Here is a 17,854-nt window from a genome sequence, read left to right on the forward strand (position 1 = left end):
CAGGAGGCAGAAGGCAGGGAGCAGAGGAGACAAGGAAGTGTGGGGAGTGTGGGGAGAGAGGGGGGAAAAATTTCTTCCTCATCCTCCCACACCTCCCACACCTCCCACACCTGCCCCCTGCCCCCTTCAATTAAAGCCAATTCCTCCCATCCAACTACCAATTTCATCGCGGTTAGTATGTGCAATTGGCTTGAGAGGAGAAAGTTGTCCTTTATAGATTGCACCGATGCGATCGCACAATGCAAACAATTCGTCCAAATCTTCAGAAATTATTAGCACTGCTGCGCCTGTATCTCGCATTTCAATCAATGCTTCATGAATTTTAGCAGTGGCCTTCACATCTACGCCCCAACTTGGATGCGCTGCAATCAATACTGCTGGATTTTGGGATATCTCCCGCCCCATAATAAACTTTTGCAAGTTCCCCCCCGATAAAGTAGCAGCAACAGAATTTACCCCTGCTCTATCGACATTGAAAGCATCGCAAATTCGTTGAGTCCAGGTTTTTAACTTGCCAAAGCGAATTATCCCCCGACGTAACAACCCCTGCCCGTGGGCTGTGAGCAAAGCATTTTCGACTAAACTTAAACTCGGCACTACACTTTTTTCTAAACGTTCTTCTGGAACATATCCCAATCCCAAGCGGCGACGTTGAGTAACATTACTTTTGCCTATGGGCATTTCACCTAGCATAATCATTTCTGCCTGAGGAGAGATGATTTCACCACTCAAAGCTGATAATAATTCTGTCTGTCCGTTCCCTGCCACTCCAGCAATACCAACGATTTCACCAGTGTGAATTTCCATATTAATGTTGTGCAAGATTGTACCGTAAGGATTTTGGGGTTTAAGATGTAAATCCTTAACCAGCAAGCAAACCGGCCCTGGTGGTTGTTGTGAGGGAAAGGAGGGAGATGGGGAGGTGGGAAGATGGGGAGATGAGGAAGAAAGTAATTCTTCTTTCCTACCATGCCCGATGCCCAATGCCCGATGCCCGATGCCCAATGCCCCATTCCCTAACACATCACCAATCATCATCCTGACCAGATTCGCTGGTGTTTCTGCTTTGAGGTTACAATTGGCAACGACTCGACCTTGACGCAGAACTGTAGCATGGCTGCACAGAGATTGCATTTCTAATAACTTGTGACTGCTGAATAAAATACTGCAACCATCGGAGGCGATTTGCCTTAAAGTAGCGAAGAGTCTTTGTGTTTCTTGAGGAGTGAGAACTGCCGTTGGTTCATCTAAAATCAGCAGTTTTGCACGGTGGTATAAACACCGGAGAATTTCTAGGCGCTGTTTTTCACCAACTGAAAGAGTATGAACGGGGCGATCGCAGTCTATATTTAGTTCGTATGCTGCCGATAGAGTGATAATTCTTTTAGCAACTCGTGATAAATCCCATTTTTCGCTACGAGGTAGCGTCAGAGCGATATTTTCTGTAACAGTCAGCGTTTCAAATAAATTAAAGTGCTGAAATACCATTCCGATTAACAGAGATATGGCCGACTCTGGACTATTAATATTAACCTGTCGGCCTTCCCAAAAAATTTCGCCGCTATCCGCACGCACCAAGCCATAGATAATTTTCATTAAAGTAGTCTTACCGGCTCCATTTTCCCCTAAAAGTCCATGAATTTCTCCCGGCTGAATTGCTAAGTTTACCTGATGATTTGCCACAAAACCAGAATACGATTTACTAATATTTCTAACCTCTAACCGAGAAACCGATTTATTCATTTATGACTTTCTCTTACTTGTTGTAGCTTTCTTACTCACTGTACAAATTAGAGCGTTTTTCAGGTAAATGAAGTACGCGGGTAGGAGCTTTACAGCTGTGCATACGTGTCAACTTAAGCTCAAAGGCTTATTTCATTAGCGTTTTACCCCACCTCCAACCCCTCCCCTTTCTAAGGGGAGGGGCAGTTTTGGCTTTAGACAAAACCGGGGTGGGGTAACGCGGATCTTGATGCTAAGTCAAAGTACTGAATATCACATCTTTACAAGGGTTTGACGTTAAGTTGACACAATGACATCTGTAAAGCCCCTAGTGCGATCGCACGCAAGTCTCTTGACTTGCACCTTTGTTGCATCGACCTGCACCTTTGTTGCATCGCCTTGCACCTTTGTTGCATCGACCTGCACCTTTGTTGCATCGGCTTGCACCTTTGTTGCATCGACTTGCACCTTTGTTGCATCGACTTGCACCTTTGTTGCATCGACCTGCACCTTTGTTGCATCGACCTGCACCTTTGTTGCATCAAAGAGCAAAAATTAACCTTCTCCGTTGGGGCTGGTAAGAGAATTAGCGATTTTCTTTGTTAGTATTTGAGCGAATGGCTTTATCAAGATCCCGCAACAAGTCTTCTTCTGCGTCGCGTTCTTGCTTGAGTTCTCGAATCATTTCCTGGCTTGAACCAATCAGCAAGCCAGCAACTGCACCAACAATGGCGTATTTTCGATCCAAATCTTTATACATTTGGCTTGTGTACGGACAAGGAAGTAAATGAGCAACAACAAAACCTATTCCTGCACCTAAAAATGCCGTGACGATGCCAGAAAAAGCGATCAGTTTGGCGTTCATTTGCTTTGCTCCGATGCTTAATATTCCCGCTAGATTCATGCGGGTATACTTTGATTATCTTTGTAACTTACAAACTCGCGCCTTAATTTTTACCTCTTGTAATATCAAAGTCTCATTCACCAAAATTTGGTTAAGGGGAAAGAAAACCTTTAACTTTTCCCTTAACCAAATTCTGAGTTCAAAATTATTAACCGAGCAATCTATTGTGAATTTTGCATTCTTTATTCAATGCTTTGAATCATTAGATGCGTTATCGTCGTTATTTTGCGTTATGGTCACAGGTGATTTAAGTAGAAGGACTAAATTAAACCTAACTTGAGGTTGCCGGGTTTCGACTTCGCGGAAGTTGAATCTCGACTTCTCTACGAGACGCTACGCGAACGCTCGATTACCGCGTAGTCGAAACTCAACCCTCGTCTTCTCAAGGATCGAGCATTGAGCGCAGTCGAAATGCGTCTTCTAAATAATTGTGTCCACTTACTTAGCTTGTGGATTTGTCGTAGATATCGCTGTTGCTCGTCCATCTGGGGAAGGCGACTCAGAGCGAGTAGAAGGTTTGCGCTTTAAGAAGCGTTCTTCTAAGTTTTTGATGATTACGTACAGCACTGGAACGATGAGCAAACTTAAGATTGTGGACACGAGTAGCCCCCCAAACAACGCCGTTCCCAACGACCAGCGCGAAGCAGAACCAGCTCCTGAGGCGATGACAAGGGGGAAAAATCCCAGCAATGAGGCACTTGATGTCATGACAATCGGTCTAAATCGCTCTTGGGCGGCGGTTAAAGCTGCCTTTGGAATTGTCATCCCTTGTTCAAGGGCTTGGTTAGCAAATTCGACAATCAAAATCGCGTTTTTCGAGGCAAGTCCGATCAACATTACTAATGCTACGTTTGCGTAGACATCGTTCACTAAACCCCGCAAAGACAAGGCACTCAACGCACCTAACAATGCTAACGGTACGGTTAACAAAATAATCGCAGGGTCAACATAACTTTCATACTGAGCCGAAAGGGTGAGAAATACCATCACGATTCCGAAGCCAAAAATTAGAATCCCCAAGTTACCTGCGGCTAATTCTTCGCGGGCAGTTCCTATCCAGTCACTACCAACGCCTGGTATTGTTGCTGCGTTCACCGCTTGCTGCATTGCTTGAATTGCTTGTCCGCTACTGTAACCTTGGGCTTCTCTACCCTGGATGCTGATGGCGCGGAAGCCGTTGTAGTGGGAAATGACGGCTGGCCCTGTAATGGGCGTAAGTGTTGCCACTTCACTCAATCGCACCATTTGGTTGTTTGCCGATCGCACATACAATTGACGAATATCATTTGGCGATTGCCGATAGTCGCCCTCTGCCTGGACATAAACGCGATAGCTTTGCTGTCCAAGGGTAAAATCATTCACATACTGCGAACCAATGGCAGCTGAGAGTGTGTTCACAGCTTGCTGAAAATCCACGTTGAGTGCTTGTAGGCGATTGCGATCGAAGTCGATTTGAAACTGGGGTGTGCTGGCGGTAAACTGGGTAAACACGCCGCCGTTCAGGGCTGGTTGTTGGTTGGCTTGGGCGATTACGGCTTGGGCAGTTGCAAAAAAATCGTCTATTGTCAATCGCCCGTTGGTGCGGTCTTCTAGTTGTAACTCAAATCCGCCTAAGGTACTAAAGCCTTGAATCGGTGGTGGACTGACTGCGGTGATAATGGCTTCTGGAATCGCTGCAAATGCGCCATTAATTCGCCCTAAGATTGCCGTCGCACTTTGCTCTGGTTTGGTACGTTCTTCCCAAGGTTTGAGCTTGGCAAAAAACACGCCGCGATTCGAGCCACTACCTGCAAAGCCAAATCCTGAAGTTGCGAAAACGTTATCAATTTCTGGTTCTTTTGCCAGAATTTGTTCGAGTTTTGCGATCGCTCCATCGGTGTAAGCCAGGGAAACCCCATCGGGAGCTTGAATAATCCCTAACACAATACCTTGGTCTTCACTGGGAACAAATCCTGTGGGCACCTGGGTAAACATGAAGTAAGTTGCGGCTAAACCCACCACAAACAATGCCACGACAGCGTAACGCAGGCGAATCAGAAATTTGACGATCGCAATAAACCGTTGAATAATCCATTGCTGTATCTGATTAAATTTGTTGAAAAACCAGCCCAAGGGGCCGCGTTTGGGTTGTGGCGGACGCAGTAAAATCGCAGCCATACTAGGACTGAAGGAAAGCGCGTTAAAGGTCGAGATGGCGATGGAGAATGCAATTACTAAGGCGAATTGTTGATACATTTTTCCGGTGGAACCTGGAAAAAATGCCACCGGAATAAACACCGCCATCAACACCAGCGACGTTGCAACTACGGCTCCCGTCAGTTCCTCCATTGCTTCAAAGGAGGCTTGCAGGGGTCTAACTCCCTGTTCAATTTTGGCGGCGATGGCTTCGACAACGATAATCGCGTCATCAACCACTAATCCGGTGGCTAAGATCAACCCAAATAAAGTTAAATTATTGAGTGAAAATCCAAATGCGTAAGCAAATGCTAATGCGCCGATCAGCGAAACCGGAATCGCAACGATGGGAATAATTGTGGCTCGCCAGTCTTGGAGAAACAGAAAAATCACTAACACAACCAAAGCGATCGCTTCGACTAAAGTTTTCACCACTTCTTCGAGCGATGCTTGCACAAACCCAACGGTATCGTAAACAATCTGGGTTTTCAATCCCGGCGGAAACTCTTTCACCAGCTCGTCCATCTGCGCTTCAATGTTTCTCGCCACATCGAGGGCATTACTTCCTGGCGACTGATAAATTGCCAGACCAATGGCAGGCTTACCATTATTTCTCGCATTACTAGCGTAAGTCTCCGAGCCGAGTTCGGCACGGCCTACATCTTGAAGTTTGATTAAATCCCCATTACTCCCGGCTTTAATAACGAGATTGCCAAACTCAGAAGCATCTTTGAACTGGCCGTTGACTCGCAGCGGAATTTCATAGCTTTGGCCGGGGGGTATGGGCGCTTGACCCAAGGTTCCTGCCCCTGCCAGAATGTTCTGCGATCGCAATGCCGTCGCTACATCTGCTACGGTTAATTGCCGACTCGCCAAGGCATTGGGATCGAGCCACAGCCGCATGGCGTAGCGTTTTTCACCAAAAATCGTTAAATCGCCCACTCCCGGCGTTCGCAGGAGTTGATCGCGTAAATTCAGGTCAATATAGTTACTGATAAACAGCGGGTCGTATTCATTATTTTCTGCATAAAACGTATACACCAACAAAATACTGGTGGAAGCCGTTTGCGCGGTCACCCCAAGTTGTTGCACGCTCGTAGGTAAGCGGGGTGTGGCACGGGCAATCCGATTTTGCACGTTTACTTGATCGATATTTTTATCAGTTTCTGACCCGAAATATACTGAGATTTGGCTGCTACCTGCGGAACTGTTTGAGGTCATGTACTGCATACCCTCGACACCGTTAATCTGTCGCTCTAGGGTTGTCGTCACTGCACTTTCGACCGTTAAAACATCCGCGCCAGTGTAGTTTGCAGAGATTTGAACTCGGATCGGTGCAATATCTGGCAAATAATTGAGTGGGAGTAGCGGAATACACACGCCTCCCAAAAGCAGAATCACTAAAGAACAAACGGTAGTTAAAACCGGGCGTTTGATAAAGTTGTTCGCGATCGACATGAGCGAGTGTCCTGGATTTAGGATTGCGGTTGAATGGGCGTGCCTTCTCTAAGTTTGAGAATGCCAGAGGTGACAATGGTTTCACCGGGTTTGAGTCCGTCGAGGACTTGATAATTTGTGCCTTGAATCTCACCCAGGCGCACTAAACGCTGATGTACAATTTGCTGCGGTTTGCCGTTGACAGTTGTGTTTTCTGTGACGAAGACAAAACTTTGCCCGCCGATGCGAGAAATGGCAACGGTAGGAATTAATACACCCGGTTGTCGATTCCAAATTATGCGAGCTTGAACGTATTGCCCATCGCGCAATCGCCCTTGGGAATTGCTAAAGCGTGCTTTACTTAAAATCGATTGCTGGTTAGAACTTACCGTTGGAGAAATATAGTTAATCGCACCCGTGCCGATTACTTGTTGGCTGGTGGGATTGAGTAGCTGCACGGGCAATCCAACTCTCAGTTGCTGCGATCTATTTGAGGGTACAGAAAGATTTAAATCCAGTGCATCGTTTTGGGTGATTGTGGTAATTGTTTGTCCGGTGTTGACATAATCTCCAAGTTTTACAGGAAATTCACCGACTATGCCAGCGATCGGCGATACTACTCGTTTGAGGTTAACATTCACTTGGGCGGCGGCCGTACCTGCTTGGGCTTCGCGTATATTGGCCTGTGCTTGCCGCACTGCCGCATTAGCAGCGGCAACTTCTTTTTCTGCGGCTTGTAAATCGGCGATCGCAGCTTGTAAATTATTTCTGCCAATATCTAATTCTTGTCTGGCTTGCGCCCCCTCGCTGACTAATTGTTGGGTGCGATTGAATTGTGTCTGCTGAAGTTGAACATTTGCAGCTACTTTAGTACGCTGCGCCTCGGCTTGTTGTAGCTGTGCTTGAGCCGTTTTTAACCCCGCTTGCGCGGCATTGACGGTGGCAATAGAACTGGCCACATTTGCCTGAGTCTGATCTAAACTCAAAGATGCGATGGGTGTTCCCTTCTGGACTCGCTGACCGCTAGAGACGAGAATCGCTTCAATTCGCCCTTGAGTTTGCGGCTGTAGCGTGACTTTTTGCTGAGCTTCTAAGGCTCCGACAAAATCAGAACTTTGTTCGGTCGTAGCAGTACCAACTTGCTGAACTTTCACCGGCAATGCAGAGTTTTTAGCATTTGCAGCCGGGGCATTTTGAGTGGGGGTAGCCGATTGCTGAGTTTCAAAACGCGAAAACACAGCCATCCCACCAATAGCTAAAACCAAACCCAGCCCCAAACCTACCAACAACCCTTGTTTTCCTGAAAGCTTTCCCAGAACAGAATTATTAATTTTAGAAGTTTCCAATGACTTACCCTCCAACTGCCTAAGCACAACAACTAGAATTAGTCAGCGATCGGCCTAGTAGTCACAAAATTATCAGGCTGAAAGCGAGGTGATAGCAATTCAAAATTCACGCATTAATAAAACTAGATATCACAAGGCTTTGAGCGTGTGTATCTGTAATAGAATTCTTTTTTCAAATTGCAATAATCTAACATCAAAATTTAAACGCTTTTTCCAGAATAGTTATCGAAGAAGAATTGATAATTCAGATTTGAGAACAACAAAGTGGGGGATTCAAGTCTGGGACTTCTTTACTAATTTGAGGCAGCCCCTTGGATGAGAGAACTTCAGCGGGGGTTCCACTGCTTAAAGGAAATGCCATCAAAGGGTAGGTTTGCCCTGCTAGTAAAGAAAGCGCTAACTGCTAGACTCGTAAATCTTCCATTTAGCCTGAGTCTTAAACCCATTTCTTCATCTGCAAATCTGACTCAAATTCATACTTAATTCTGGCTCATTAGTCTTGAATTATATTGAAATAAAGTAATCTTTCAGAACGATAAAATATATCTTTGACAATTGCTTCTGTCAAAAGTGTAATAACAAAGAAAAAGAGAGTTACTTCTAAAGTATTAAAAGTATTTCTTCCAAGTGGTTCTCTAGAAAGATGTTTTATTGCTTGGGGTTTGGTGTCCTAGTTCATATGTGCGTGCAATTTAAGTTGCTCAGATTCAAAAAGGGAAATTGTTATGTAAGATTTTCATATATAAAATACTAAATAACATAAATTGAAAATCAGTGACTATCAGCTTAGACAAATTCTGAAAAATTCAGCAACACATCCAAACCCCAAAAGCCTTTTGAAGTATGGCTTTAATAATTTTGAATTTGTATTAGAAGATAGCCGATTTTTAATATAAATTTTGCAAACAATATAATTGGATTTTGTCCTATGAATTACCTGATTGCGGTTTTACCAGATAAGTCACAAGCAGAAGCAGCTTATTCTGCGTTAACAAAGGAAGGTTTATCTCCAAACCAAGTAGATATTTTGGGAAATGGCTATAAAAGTGCTGATGATTACAAGCTCATCGATCCAAATCAACAAGCTCGCAAAGGAGCAAAGCGATTATTATATTGGCTAATACCTTTTGGATTTATTGCCGGTTATGCGTTTAATTATCTAACTGGGATTAAAATTTTAGCGATCGCTGATATCGGCAATCATATTATTGGTGGACTTTTAGGAGCAGCTTCTGGTGTTTTAGGTGCTTATTTCGTTGGTGGTGCAGTTGGTTTAACCGTAGGTAGTGGCGATGCTTTGACATATCGCAATCGTTTAGATGCAGGCAAGTATTTAATAGTGGTTAGAGGAACAGAGGAGTTAACCCGCCAAGCTACGCGTATCCTACGCTCCTTTGAGCCAGAAAATATTCAAGGTTATGTAGAGCCAACTAGCGCTTAAAAGAAACAGCTTTTGAAAATAAGCTATGGCGCATTTACAGCAATTTGCAGTTGAATAGACCACAGTAGGGGCTTTAGCATTGTTGTGCCCTTACGATAATTTAGTATTCAAGCATGTATTCCATCCAAATGAAAAGCGCTGTAAGTTACACATTTTTTCATATTGGCTGTTACAACGTTTTTCATCTATTTAAACCACAATCCTCGGTAGGGGCGGACAGCTGTTATTGGTGTCAACTTAACGCGAAACCCTGATGAAAACGCGATCGGCGAGTTCTACTCACTTACCATAAAGATCCGCGTTACCCCACCCCGGCTTTGCTGACGCAAAACCTCCCCTCCCCTTGGCAAGGGGAGGGGTTGGGGGTGGGGTAAAACGTATGTGGGATAAGCGTTTGAGCTTAAGTTGACACCAAGGGACAGCTGTGCGTCCCTACAACGTCGTCTATTTACGTGAAAATTGCTGTAACTGTTGACGGTTGACGGTTAACATTCAACAGTCTTTCGTGTTATCCCATCCCCTTTTAGCGCTGGGATTAGCGTAACTATTTTTATTAGTTGCAAAAATTATAATTGAAATAATGCAGAACTGCTGCACTTAATAGCTATAAATTCTCGATACATGAAAAATTTCATTTGTTGTGTTGCTTTGCTTGGATTTGGTGCTAACTTACTGGTTAACAGCCCTAGTACTGCTAATGAATTCTTAATTAATAGTGAAATTGCACAAACTATTAAAAGCGAAGAATTCATCGCTAGGGGTACAGAACCATTCTGGAGTGTGATTGTCACCAAGAAGGGAATTGTCTATTCTTCACCAGATGTACAAAAGCAAACCTTCTCTTATGTTCCACCCCTAAAAGCAGAGGCACGTCCCGCAGATTTGGTGCGAGTCTACCGACTTCAGGGTAAAGGCAACAATGTCTTAATCCTCAAAAAAATTGATTCCTGTAGCGACGGTATGTCAGATAGAGAGTATCCTTACTCGGCAATTTTTATCCTGGGAAATAAAGTTTTAGAAGGTTGCGCTGATAAAAAATAAGGTACTGGTGCAGCAATAGTTTGCAGTAGTTGACAGGGCGATCGCTCACCTATAGCAATCGTACTATATGGCTGTTATTTGACTACTGTTGACAGTCAACAGTCAACAAACCTTTACCAATTTTGGATTTTGGATTTTGGATTCTATGTGCATAGGGCTATCACTCAGGCTCTCAACTAAAAATTTTTCCCAAGTAATTTTTAAGCTAGTTTGCTTAGAGGATGTCTGAAAAGTAAGGAAGCTATATAGGCTAGCAAGGATGCATAGGAGAGAACTCGCTGTAGTTCTGTCTCTCAACTCCTCTGTGCTACCTCAAAGAAGAGATCTCTTAACCGAAGCGTTTTGAGTGACAAACTGTTCACTTTTGGCATTGAGCCGAGATAGCGATACCGTTTTACCCCATTTAGACGAATGCTAGAGGTAGTGCAATCAAATATGGAACCCAGGATAAAACAAAAACAAAATTCCTGACAAAACTCCTTTAATAATGGCTGTACTAAAAGTTCTCACAAAATCTTACCTTAAATAATTAATCTTATAACTATAGGAAGATGAATTCTATTCAATCTCTATTGAAGTTCTTCCCAATAAACTACTTTTAAAAAATACAAGGCTAATATCAAAATCCCAAAAGTACATTGAGTACTGTTTAACACTTATAAAGTGCTGCTATATCCTTCATTAACAAACTGATACTGTGAGAAATAATGCAGATGTCAAGACTTTCAAGATTGTTAAAATTATATTATTAACTATTTAATATCAAGTTATTTGCTGCCGTATATATCAAATATTCTACAACTTTGGATATATTAATACCCCGTTAAACTTAATTCCCACTAGTATCGTTCATATAAAACTACTATCTTTTTACATATTTTTTAGTTGATATAAAACTAATTGTTTTATGACATAAAAACAATAGTTATGACAAAAACAATCTAGAAAAAACCTTTGTTATTGCTGAATTTTTGAGTAAAAATGAAATCAAGGATTAAGGCAATAGCAAATTTAATCCTGAACAAAGATAACTGCAAAACTTCTTTTTAGGGATAAGAAAATGGCTGAAATCAAAATTACCGAACTGCGTCCTACTGGTTCTGAATTGTTTGAAGATTCTGAAACCTTTCTTAAAGAACTCAACGATGACGAAATGACTGTAACTTTAGGCGGTAGCGACAGTCTCCTCTCCATTTCTGCCGACACAGTTGATAAGTCTTTCATTAGTGTTGGTGGCGATGTCTCCATCTCCAAGTAGGGTCTTGAAATATTTGACTTTAATTGCAAACCAGAAAATCAAACACAAGATTATTTAAGGAGAAAACATCATGGCTGAAATCAAAATTACCGAACTGCGTCCTACTGGTTCTGAATTGTTTGAAGATTCTGAAACCTTTCTTAAAGAACTCAACGATGATGAAATGACTGTAACTTTAGGCGGTAGCGACAGTCTCCTCTCCATTTCTGCCGACACAGTTGATAAGTCTTTCATTAGTGTTGGTGGCGATGTCTCCATCTCCAAGTAGGGTCTTGAAATATTTGACTTTAATTGCAAACCAGAAAATCAAACACAAGATTATTTAAGGAGAAAACATCATGGCTGAAATCAAAATTACCGAACTGCGTCCTACTGGTTCTGAATTGTTTGAAGATTCTGAAACCTTTCTTAAAGAACTCAACGACGACGAAATGACTGTAACTTTAGGCGGTAGCGACAGCTTAGTTTCAATTTCTGCCGATACAGTTGATAAGTCTTTCATCAGTGTTGGTGGCGATGTCTCTATTTCCAAGTAGGGTCTTGAAGTATTTGACTCTAATTGCAAACCAGAAAATCAAACACAAGATTGTTTAAGGAGAAAACATCATGGCTGAAATCAAAATTACCGAACTGCGTCCCACTGGTTCTGAATTGTTTGAAGATTCTGAAACCTTTCTTAAAGAACTCAACGATGACGAAATGACTGTAACTTTAGGCGGTAGCGACAGCCTCTTATCTATTTCTCTAGACACAGTTGATAAGTCTTTCATCAGTGTTGGTGGCGATGTCTCCATCTCTAAGTAGGGTTATTCAATGTTTGAACCCTTATCGGTAAAGACTGCTGTTATTTGTCCAACCGTATGGGACAAATAAGCTCAATCGGAGTTATTCAAACTCCGACTGAGGATCAATTCTTAAATCTAATTATAGCGGTTCTCAGTTAACTGAGACCCGCTCGCTAAAATTTCTTACTTCCTATTTAACTTTTTCCTAGCTTTCATACCATAAAAGGGCGATCGCCAGGAATAAAGTTTTAGTTGGTAACGCTAAAAACCTCTCTTCTAATAAAGAAGAGAGGTTGAGACGAATATTCTGCACACTTGTCAAGTCTCTATTGAAGTAAAAATGTAAATTGATTGAAATTAAAGTTTTGTATCATGACATTTGTATTAGGTTCTCAAAATGTTTTCAATTTTTTGGTTGAGCAGGGTATATGTAACGTAGAAGATAAAGCTCAATGTGAAATCGAACACAAATCTGCTAAAAATTTTAACTTATTACTGACTTTGGCGGGCGATCGCCAACTCCTTGTTAAACAAGAACGTCGTAACCGAGACGGAAATACATCTGGCGAATTTTTGCGTGAGTGGCAGATTCAGGAATTTTTACATCGATTCCCCGAACTAAGCGAAATGCGCTTTTGGCTGTCAGAGGGGATCTACTTTCATCCTGAATATTCAATTATTGTTTTAAATTACTTAAATAATTATCATGACTTGATGGACTTCTACGCTAGGGAAAATCTCTTTCCTCCGCAGATTGCTACTTCCATCGGCACGATTCTCGCTAAAATTCATCGATTGAGTTTCAATAACCAAGATTATCAAGACTTTTTTTCGCAAAACCAGGATAATCAATCCCCCGATATAGTTACCCATTTGGTGCGGAACTTAGAACGGATTGGCCCGGAAATTTTTGGTTCAGTCCCCGCCGATGGTTTAAAATTCTTTAGTCTTTATCAACGTTATGAAAGCTTAAGCCAAGCAATTGCCGAACTTGGTTCTTCTTTAGCTCCTTGTTGTTTGACCCATAATGACCTGAAGCTAAACAATATCTTATTGTCTAATGATTGGCAGCAAGCTAAATCTCCTCTGGTGCGTTTTATTGATTGGGAACGATGCGGTTGGGGAGATCCAGCGTTTGATTTAGGTACACTCATCGGTAGCTATCTACTGATGTGGATGAAAAGCTTGATTACAAGTAAGACGATGAGTATTGATGAGTCTTTACGAATGGCGACTACGCCATTGGAACTACTGCAACCTTCGCTTGCTGCTTTGGCGATCGCTTATATTGCTGAGTTCCCTCAAATTTTACAGCGTCGTTCTGATTTCATGCGGCGAGTCGTGCAATATTCTGGCTGGATGTTGATTACTGCTATTCAATCAAGGCTTCAATATCAAAAGTCCTTTGGGAATATGGATATTTGTATGCTTCAGGTTGCTAAATCTTTGTTATGTCGTCCAGAACAATCTATTTCCACAATCTTTGGTATGGAAGCATCAGCTTTAGGTATAGAGTCTAGGGCTATAGCCGTTTAAGAGTGAATGAGAATAATTAATTCTGGATTCTCTATATTTTTGTATTTGTAGTGAAAAAAAATATTATGCAACTATTAGATTCGCCACAAATTAACACAAAAGCTATTCCAGAGTCATTGCAGGCTTCACTGCTTGACATTGTTAATCAAGTGCAAATTCACTCACACTTTTGTATTAGCCACCCATGCTATAAATCTTTAGAATTACCACCTGAAGTAGTTTCCCGCTTTCAAAATTTACCCTTAACTATGCAAAGTAAATTTCTTAACCAGCGATTGTCTACTTTTCTCTACGGTATATATTACAATGCTTCTTTAAAACTTGCCTTAGCAAATGATAGTAATGTAAATGATTCAGATATAAACCAAAATTTAGAAAACAACACTTACTTAGGTGTGGACGTGGCGTTTTACGATCGCCTCCACGAAAGTAACACTACAGAGGGTTACTTTAGCCCTGGTTGGCAAGTAATTAAACAAGAAAATGATGGCGTGTTAGCTGTACAACAAGGAGGTTTGACACTACATATCAATCCAGCAAAGCATCTCCAACTGGATGTACAAAGTCCTTCTATTGGTGATGTAGTTGCCATCAAAATGCCGAAGAATTTAGTCCAAAATGGCTTTTATATGGCGGTTGGCAATGCAGGGCCATGTAAATCAGAAGATGTTGTACGTGTCTATTTTAACTTAACTCCCGCCGGGGCAGTTACCATCATGGGTAGCTTAACTACCCAATTAAATAACATTTCCGTTCCCTTCAAATTTAAAGCGTTATATAACCCAAAAGACTACGGGCGTTATGATTCGGCGGTACTTTACTTTAATAAAAATAACTACCAAGCTGTTCAATCAGTATTACAAAAGGTGTATATAGAACACCAATCTGATTTTAAACCTGAAGTACCTTTGTTTACTAAGCAGTTAGCACCAGGATTGGCGATCGCCGAAGAACCAAACCATAAATTTGCCCAAAAAGAAAGTTTTGGCACAAATCGCTGTCAAATAGTCGCCAAGGGATTGTTAGAAGCTTGGAGTAAAGGAGATAATTCGCCGTCAGTGCGGCTACAAGAGATTTTGCAACAATTTTCTCTATTGAAAATTGAATTGCAGCGTCCTTATCTCAATGCTAAGTCTGAAGATATATATACAGCTTTAGAATTATGAAAATTACTAATCTTTCACCTATAGTTGAACCACAACCTGTAAATTTAGAAGCTGAAATTGCCCAAGCTAACAGTAAATTTCCTGAGTCGGACTTGCCTTTTTACCGTAAACTTGGACGGACTGACTTAACAGTTAGTTGTTTAGGATTAGGCGGTGGTGGTCGTATTTCTAGCGAAGATACTCTTTACGCCTTTGAGCAAGGAATTAACTACTTTTTTTACTCTAGCGATTTGCATCAATATTTTTACAGCACGATGGCTGATACGCTACGTAAATTATGTGGGCGTAAATCTTCGGTGCGAGAAAAGGTAGTTTTAGCAACTGTCACTTATATTGTTAGGTCTCCAGAGACAATATTTAGTTATTTGTTCGATCAGTTCTCAGACTTGGGAATTGATTATATTGATGTGTTCTTCTGGGGTTGGATTGACCAACATAATGCTAGTGCTTTTGAAAGGTGTGTGAGTGCTTCTGATGATATTCGCGGGCCAAATACAGTTTGTCAACGGACTATAGAAAGAGTGTTTGGTATCTCAGAACGCCTCAAAAAAATGGGTGCTGTGCGTTACATTGGTGCTTCTTTCCATGACCACGATTTAGCAAAACAATGGTTAAATAGCCCTTGGTTGGATGTTGCTATGGTCAGACACAACGTTGCCCACCGTACCGCCCAGACTAAGGTTTTTCCTCATTTAGATGCCAACGACCCCCATCGCCCTGGTATTGTCACCTTTAAATCTGCTGGTATGTCTGGCCCGGCATTGTGGAATCCTCCCGTTGGGCTACCCTCTGGATGCTGGATACCTTCAGTTCCCGATTTATATCGCTATTCTTTAAGCCAGAACTGTGTGGATGTGGCATTAACAGGTTTACGAAATCGTCAGGAGGTTGATGCAGCAGTTGCGAGTGTCCAAAAGGGGAAACTAACGCCTGAAGAATTGGACTATCTAAATCTGTATGGAGATTTGCATCGCCGACGGGTGAAGATTCAAGATATTTCACCAGAAAGGCTATTAGTTAGCAGTTCTAAGTAGTAATAAGTAGGCGGACACAATTATTTATAAGACGCATTTCGACTACGCTCAATGCTCGATCCTAAAGAAGACGAGGGTTGAGCGCAGTCGAAACCCGGCAACCTCTTTTTTAGTTTAATTTAGTCCTTCTACTTAAGCTGTTCTACATTTAACTTGCATAATTAGGGCGGGCAAGATGCCCACCCCACAAGAAGATAATGTCATTTCAATATGCAAACTAAATGTTTTTTAGCTGAAAAACACATCTATATAAAACAACAGCCATGCAAAAACATTTGTCAGAAAGTACTCTTAATGGATATGCACAAGAATTGGCTCCATTATCCATCCCTACAGCGACGGATGCAGATGTAATTGCATATCTGCGCCGTTCGGCTAAGTTTGCGGAATTTTTGGCTTTGGCTGAAAGGGAAGCACAAATTTTAGCCGCTTGCGAAGAGTTTGGTATTACTGTCTCGGAAGAGGAAATACAAGCTGCTGGAGATGATTTTCGCCAAAAACATAAGTTATGGGGAATGCAGGAAACGATCGCTTGGTTAGACCAGCAGCGTATTAGTATGGAAGACTGGGTACAAGGAATTAAAATAGGGCTTTTAGAGAAACAACTGAAAGAATATTTATTTGGGCCGAGTGTAGATGGTGAATATATGAGAAACCGCGATCGCTACAAACGAGTGGCGATATCGCAGATTCTTGTTGTAGACTTAGCAACAGCTTGGAAAATTGTCCAGTTACTACGCGAGGGACACGCTTCATTCTGTGCCTTAGCGTTGGAATACTCAAAAGGTAAGACATCACAAGAAAAAGGTGGGTTTGTCGGGACTCGCTTTTTGATAGAACTAATGCCAGATGTGGCTGAAGCTATTAAAAATGTGGAAGAAGGCGAAATTTTAGGGCCTATTCAAACTAAATTAGGTTATCAAGTTGTCAAGGTTGAAAAGTGGTTTCCTCTGCAATTAACTCTAGCAGTTAGAGAGCAAATAATGGAATCTCTATTTAAATCTTGGTTGCAGAATAAGTTGAACAATATCGTATATCAAGATTAACATTACAGCATTTTTCTTTTAGATGCAGTACAAGTTGACAGAGGCTAGAGACTAGAGACTAAGGGTTAAGATGTTCTCATCCAGATGAAAAAGCTGGATGTCTTGATAGGGTGAGAGTTTCTCACCCTATTATTTGTTAAACTTTCTTAATTGGCGTTTGCTAGTTTAGGCTTATCAACCTCAGTTTGAATATTCTTATCTTCCATTTGAATCAAAATTTTCAGTTCGGCTATTTGTTGCTTTAACCAATTCGTAAATAATTCACCTAATATCTTCACGCGCAGTTGCTCATCTAATTGTGGTTGAATTATTTCTTCAACTCGAATTAAATGCACGCCTTTTTGGGTCATAATTGGCTTCAAAATTTGTGGTGGTGTGGCAGCAAAAACTGCTGCGGCAATTTCTGGCTTCATTTCAGCCCGACGCTGGATTCCTAAATATCCTCCAGCCCGGCGGATTTCTGGTTCTTGAATGTATTGTCGAGCCAGTTCTTGAAAAGTTATTTCACCTTCTTGTAGGGCATAAAATAGTTCTAAAGCCAAGTCTCGATCGTCTAAAATTACTTGATAAATAACTGCTCCGGTATAATCAAGTTGGTGTTCGTAAAATATGCGTTCAACTTCATTGCCAAATAAATGTATTGCTAACTTCTTAGAAAGTAGGTTGGTAGATGCTAACTCTTCAAAATCATCCAGAGAAAGATGATGTTTTTCTAGCCATGCCCAAGTATCTTCTGCTTTGACGAGTTTATTAGATATACGCAAACCATTCGCAGCTTGTTGGAGTTCTTCAGCCTCAGTTTTAATTCCTACTTGATTAGCCGCCGCTTTAATAATTTTACGAGTAGCGATCGCTTCCACAACAGTAGGAATTTGACATGATAATTTTACTTGTTCAAGAATGTCTTTGCTCAAGATAGTTAAATCTTTTTCCATTAGGCAATTCTCCAAATATTAACTTGTG

16 protein-coding genes are annotated in these 17,854 nt (G+C 41.7%); 10 read left to right on the top strand and 6 right to left on the bottom strand.

What is annotated here, in order from left to right; all coding sequences use genetic code 11:
- Window positions 1-126 precede the first annotated feature (126 nt).
- From NSTC745_RS25655 to NSTC745_RS25675, 5 genes are all read right to left on the bottom strand, one after another.
- On the bottom strand, window positions 127-1,743 hold the full coding sequence (locus NSTC745_RS25655; RefSeq protein WP_445633498.1) for an ABC transporter ATP-binding protein: 1,617 nt from the start codon (window positions 1,741-1,743) through the stop codon (window positions 127-129).
- Window positions 1,744-2,019: 276 nt separating this feature from the next.
- Window positions 2,020-2,274, bottom strand: coding sequence for a hypothetical protein (locus tag NSTC745_RS25660; protein ID WP_445633499.1), 255 nt, complete (start codon window positions 2,272-2,274; stop codon window positions 2,020-2,022).
- Window positions 2,275-2,308: 34 nt separating this feature from the next.
- Window positions 2,309-2,587, bottom strand: coding sequence for a hypothetical protein (locus NSTC745_RS25665; RefSeq protein ID WP_445633500.1), 279 nt, complete (start codon window positions 2,585-2,587; stop codon window positions 2,309-2,311).
- A gap of 477 nt (window positions 2,588-3,064) precedes the next feature.
- The gene (locus tag NSTC745_RS25670; protein WP_445633501.1) at window positions 3,065-6,259 is read right to left on the bottom strand and encodes an efflux RND transporter permease subunit; all 3,195 of its coding nucleotides are present in this window, start codon (window positions 6,257-6,259) and stop codon (window positions 3,065-3,067) included.
- A gap of 17 nt (window positions 6,260-6,276) precedes the next feature.
- The gene (locus NSTC745_RS25675; protein ID WP_445633502.1) at window positions 6,277-7,584 is read right to left on the bottom strand and encodes an efflux RND transporter periplasmic adaptor subunit; all 1,308 of its coding nucleotides are present in this window, start codon (window positions 7,582-7,584) and stop codon (window positions 6,277-6,279) included.
- A gap of 928 nt (window positions 7,585-8,512) precedes the next feature.
- Between NSTC745_RS25675 and NSTC745_RS25680 the strand changes: the two genes are divergently transcribed.
- The 10 genes from NSTC745_RS25680 to NSTC745_RS25725 all read left to right on the top strand — a co-directional run bounded on the left by NSTC745_RS25680 (window position 8,513) and on the right by NSTC745_RS25725 (window position 16,891).
- Window positions 8,513-9,025: a hypothetical protein gene (locus tag NSTC745_RS25680; protein ID WP_445633503.1), complete on the top strand. Its 513-nt coding sequence runs from the start codon at window positions 8,513-8,515 to the stop codon at window positions 9,023-9,025.
- Window positions 9,026-9,646: 621 nt separating this feature from the next.
- Window positions 9,647-10,066: a COG3650 family protein gene (locus tag NSTC745_RS25685; RefSeq protein ID WP_445633504.1), complete on the top strand. Its 420-nt coding sequence runs from the start codon at window positions 9,647-9,649 to the stop codon at window positions 10,064-10,066.
- Window positions 10,067-11,126: 1,060 nt separating this feature from the next.
- On the top strand, window positions 11,127-11,324 hold the full coding sequence (locus NSTC745_RS25690) for a hypothetical protein (protein WP_341529309.1): 198 nt from the start codon (window positions 11,127-11,129) through the stop codon (window positions 11,322-11,324).
- 70 nt (window positions 11,325-11,394) lie between these two features.
- Complete coding sequence (locus tag NSTC745_RS25695; protein ID WP_341529309.1) at window positions 11,395-11,592, top strand: hypothetical protein; 198 nt, start codon at window positions 11,395-11,397, stop codon at window positions 11,590-11,592.
- Window positions 11,593-11,662: 70 nt separating this feature from the next.
- Window positions 11,663-11,860: a hypothetical protein gene (locus tag NSTC745_RS25700; protein ID WP_341529310.1), complete on the top strand. Its 198-nt coding sequence runs from the start codon at window positions 11,663-11,665 to the stop codon at window positions 11,858-11,860.
- Window positions 11,861-11,930: 70 nt separating this feature from the next.
- Complete coding sequence (locus NSTC745_RS25705) at window positions 11,931-12,128, top strand: hypothetical protein (protein WP_445633505.1); 198 nt, start codon at window positions 11,931-11,933, stop codon at window positions 12,126-12,128.
- Between the two features lie 353 nt (window positions 12,129-12,481).
- Window positions 12,482-13,645, top strand: coding sequence for a phosphotransferase (locus tag NSTC745_RS25710; protein WP_445633506.1), 1,164 nt, complete (start codon window positions 12,482-12,484; stop codon window positions 13,643-13,645).
- A 65-nt stretch (window positions 13,646-13,710) separates the two neighbouring features.
- Window positions 13,711-14,811, top strand: coding sequence for a T3SS effector HopA1 family protein (locus tag NSTC745_RS25715; RefSeq protein ID WP_445633507.1), 1,101 nt, complete (start codon window positions 13,711-13,713; stop codon window positions 14,809-14,811).
- Window positions 14,808-15,845 carry an aldo/keto reductase gene (locus NSTC745_RS25720; RefSeq protein WP_445633508.1) on the top strand — a complete coding sequence of 346 codons (1,038 nt, stop codon included), beginning with the start codon at window positions 14,808-14,810 and terminating at the stop codon, window positions 15,843-15,845. Before NSTC745_RS25715 ends, NSTC745_RS25720 begins: the two co-directional genes overlap by 4 nt.
- Window positions 15,846-16,108: 263 nt before the next feature.
- A complete protein-coding gene (locus NSTC745_RS25725) occupies window positions 16,109-16,891 on the top strand; it encodes a peptidylprolyl isomerase (protein ID WP_445633509.1) in 783 nt (260 codons plus the stop codon).
- A 146-nt stretch (window positions 16,892-17,037) separates the two neighbouring features.
- Here the strand turns inward: NSTC745_RS25725 and NSTC745_RS25730 are convergent, their stop codons facing one another.
- Window positions 17,038-17,826 carry a peptidylprolyl isomerase gene (locus NSTC745_RS25730; RefSeq protein ID WP_445633510.1) on the bottom strand — a complete coding sequence of 263 codons (789 nt, stop codon included), beginning with the start codon at window positions 17,824-17,826 and terminating at the stop codon, window positions 17,038-17,040.
- Window positions 17,827-17,854 lie beyond the last annotated feature (28 nt).

The sequence above is a fragment of the Nostoc sp. DSM 114161 genome (assembly GCF_052692665.1).

What these genes read in the sequence shown, in the direction of transcription:
- NSTC745_RS25655 (WP_445633498.1), bottom strand. Translation starts at nt 1,743, where the DNA reads ATGAATAAATCGGTTTCTCGGTTAGAGGTTAGAAATATTAGTAAATCG.
- NSTC745_RS25665 (WP_445633500.1), bottom strand. Translation starts at nt 2,587, where the DNA reads ATGAACGCCAAACTGATCGCTTTTTCTGGCATCGTCACGGCATTTTTA.
- NSTC745_RS25670 (WP_445633501.1), bottom strand. Translation starts at nt 6,259, where the DNA reads ATGTCGATCGCGAACAACTTTATCAAACGCCCGGTTTTAACTACCGTT.
- NSTC745_RS25680 (WP_445633503.1), top strand. Translation starts at nt 8,513, where the DNA reads ATGAATTACCTGATTGCGGTTTTACCAGATAAGTCACAAGCAGAAGCA.
- NSTC745_RS25685 (WP_445633504.1), top strand. Translation starts at nt 9,647, where the DNA reads ATGAAAAATTTCATTTGTTGTGTTGCTTTGCTTGGATTTGGTGCTAAC.
- NSTC745_RS25690 (WP_341529309.1), top strand. Translation starts at nt 11,127, where the DNA reads ATGGCTGAAATCAAAATTACCGAACTGCGTCCTACTGGTTCTGAATTG.
- NSTC745_RS25695 (WP_341529309.1), top strand. Translation starts at nt 11,395, where the DNA reads ATGGCTGAAATCAAAATTACCGAACTGCGTCCTACTGGTTCTGAATTG.
- NSTC745_RS25700 (WP_341529310.1), top strand. Translation starts at nt 11,663, where the DNA reads ATGGCTGAAATCAAAATTACCGAACTGCGTCCTACTGGTTCTGAATTG.
- NSTC745_RS25705 (WP_445633505.1), top strand. Translation starts at nt 11,931, where the DNA reads ATGGCTGAAATCAAAATTACCGAACTGCGTCCCACTGGTTCTGAATTG.
- NSTC745_RS25710 (WP_445633506.1), top strand. Translation starts at nt 12,482, where the DNA reads ATGACATTTGTATTAGGTTCTCAAAATGTTTTCAATTTTTTGGTTGAG.
- NSTC745_RS25715 (WP_445633507.1), top strand. Translation starts at nt 13,711, where the DNA reads ATGCAACTATTAGATTCGCCACAAATTAACACAAAAGCTATTCCAGAG.
- NSTC745_RS25720 (WP_445633508.1), top strand. Translation starts at nt 14,808, where the DNA reads ATGAAAATTACTAATCTTTCACCTATAGTTGAACCACAACCTGTAAAT.
- NSTC745_RS25725 (WP_445633509.1), top strand. Translation starts at nt 16,109, where the DNA reads ATGCAAAAACATTTGTCAGAAAGTACTCTTAATGGATATGCACAAGAA.
- NSTC745_RS25730 (WP_445633510.1), bottom strand. Translation starts at nt 17,826, where the DNA reads ATGGAAAAAGATTTAACTATCTTGAGCAAAGACATTCTTGAACAAGTA.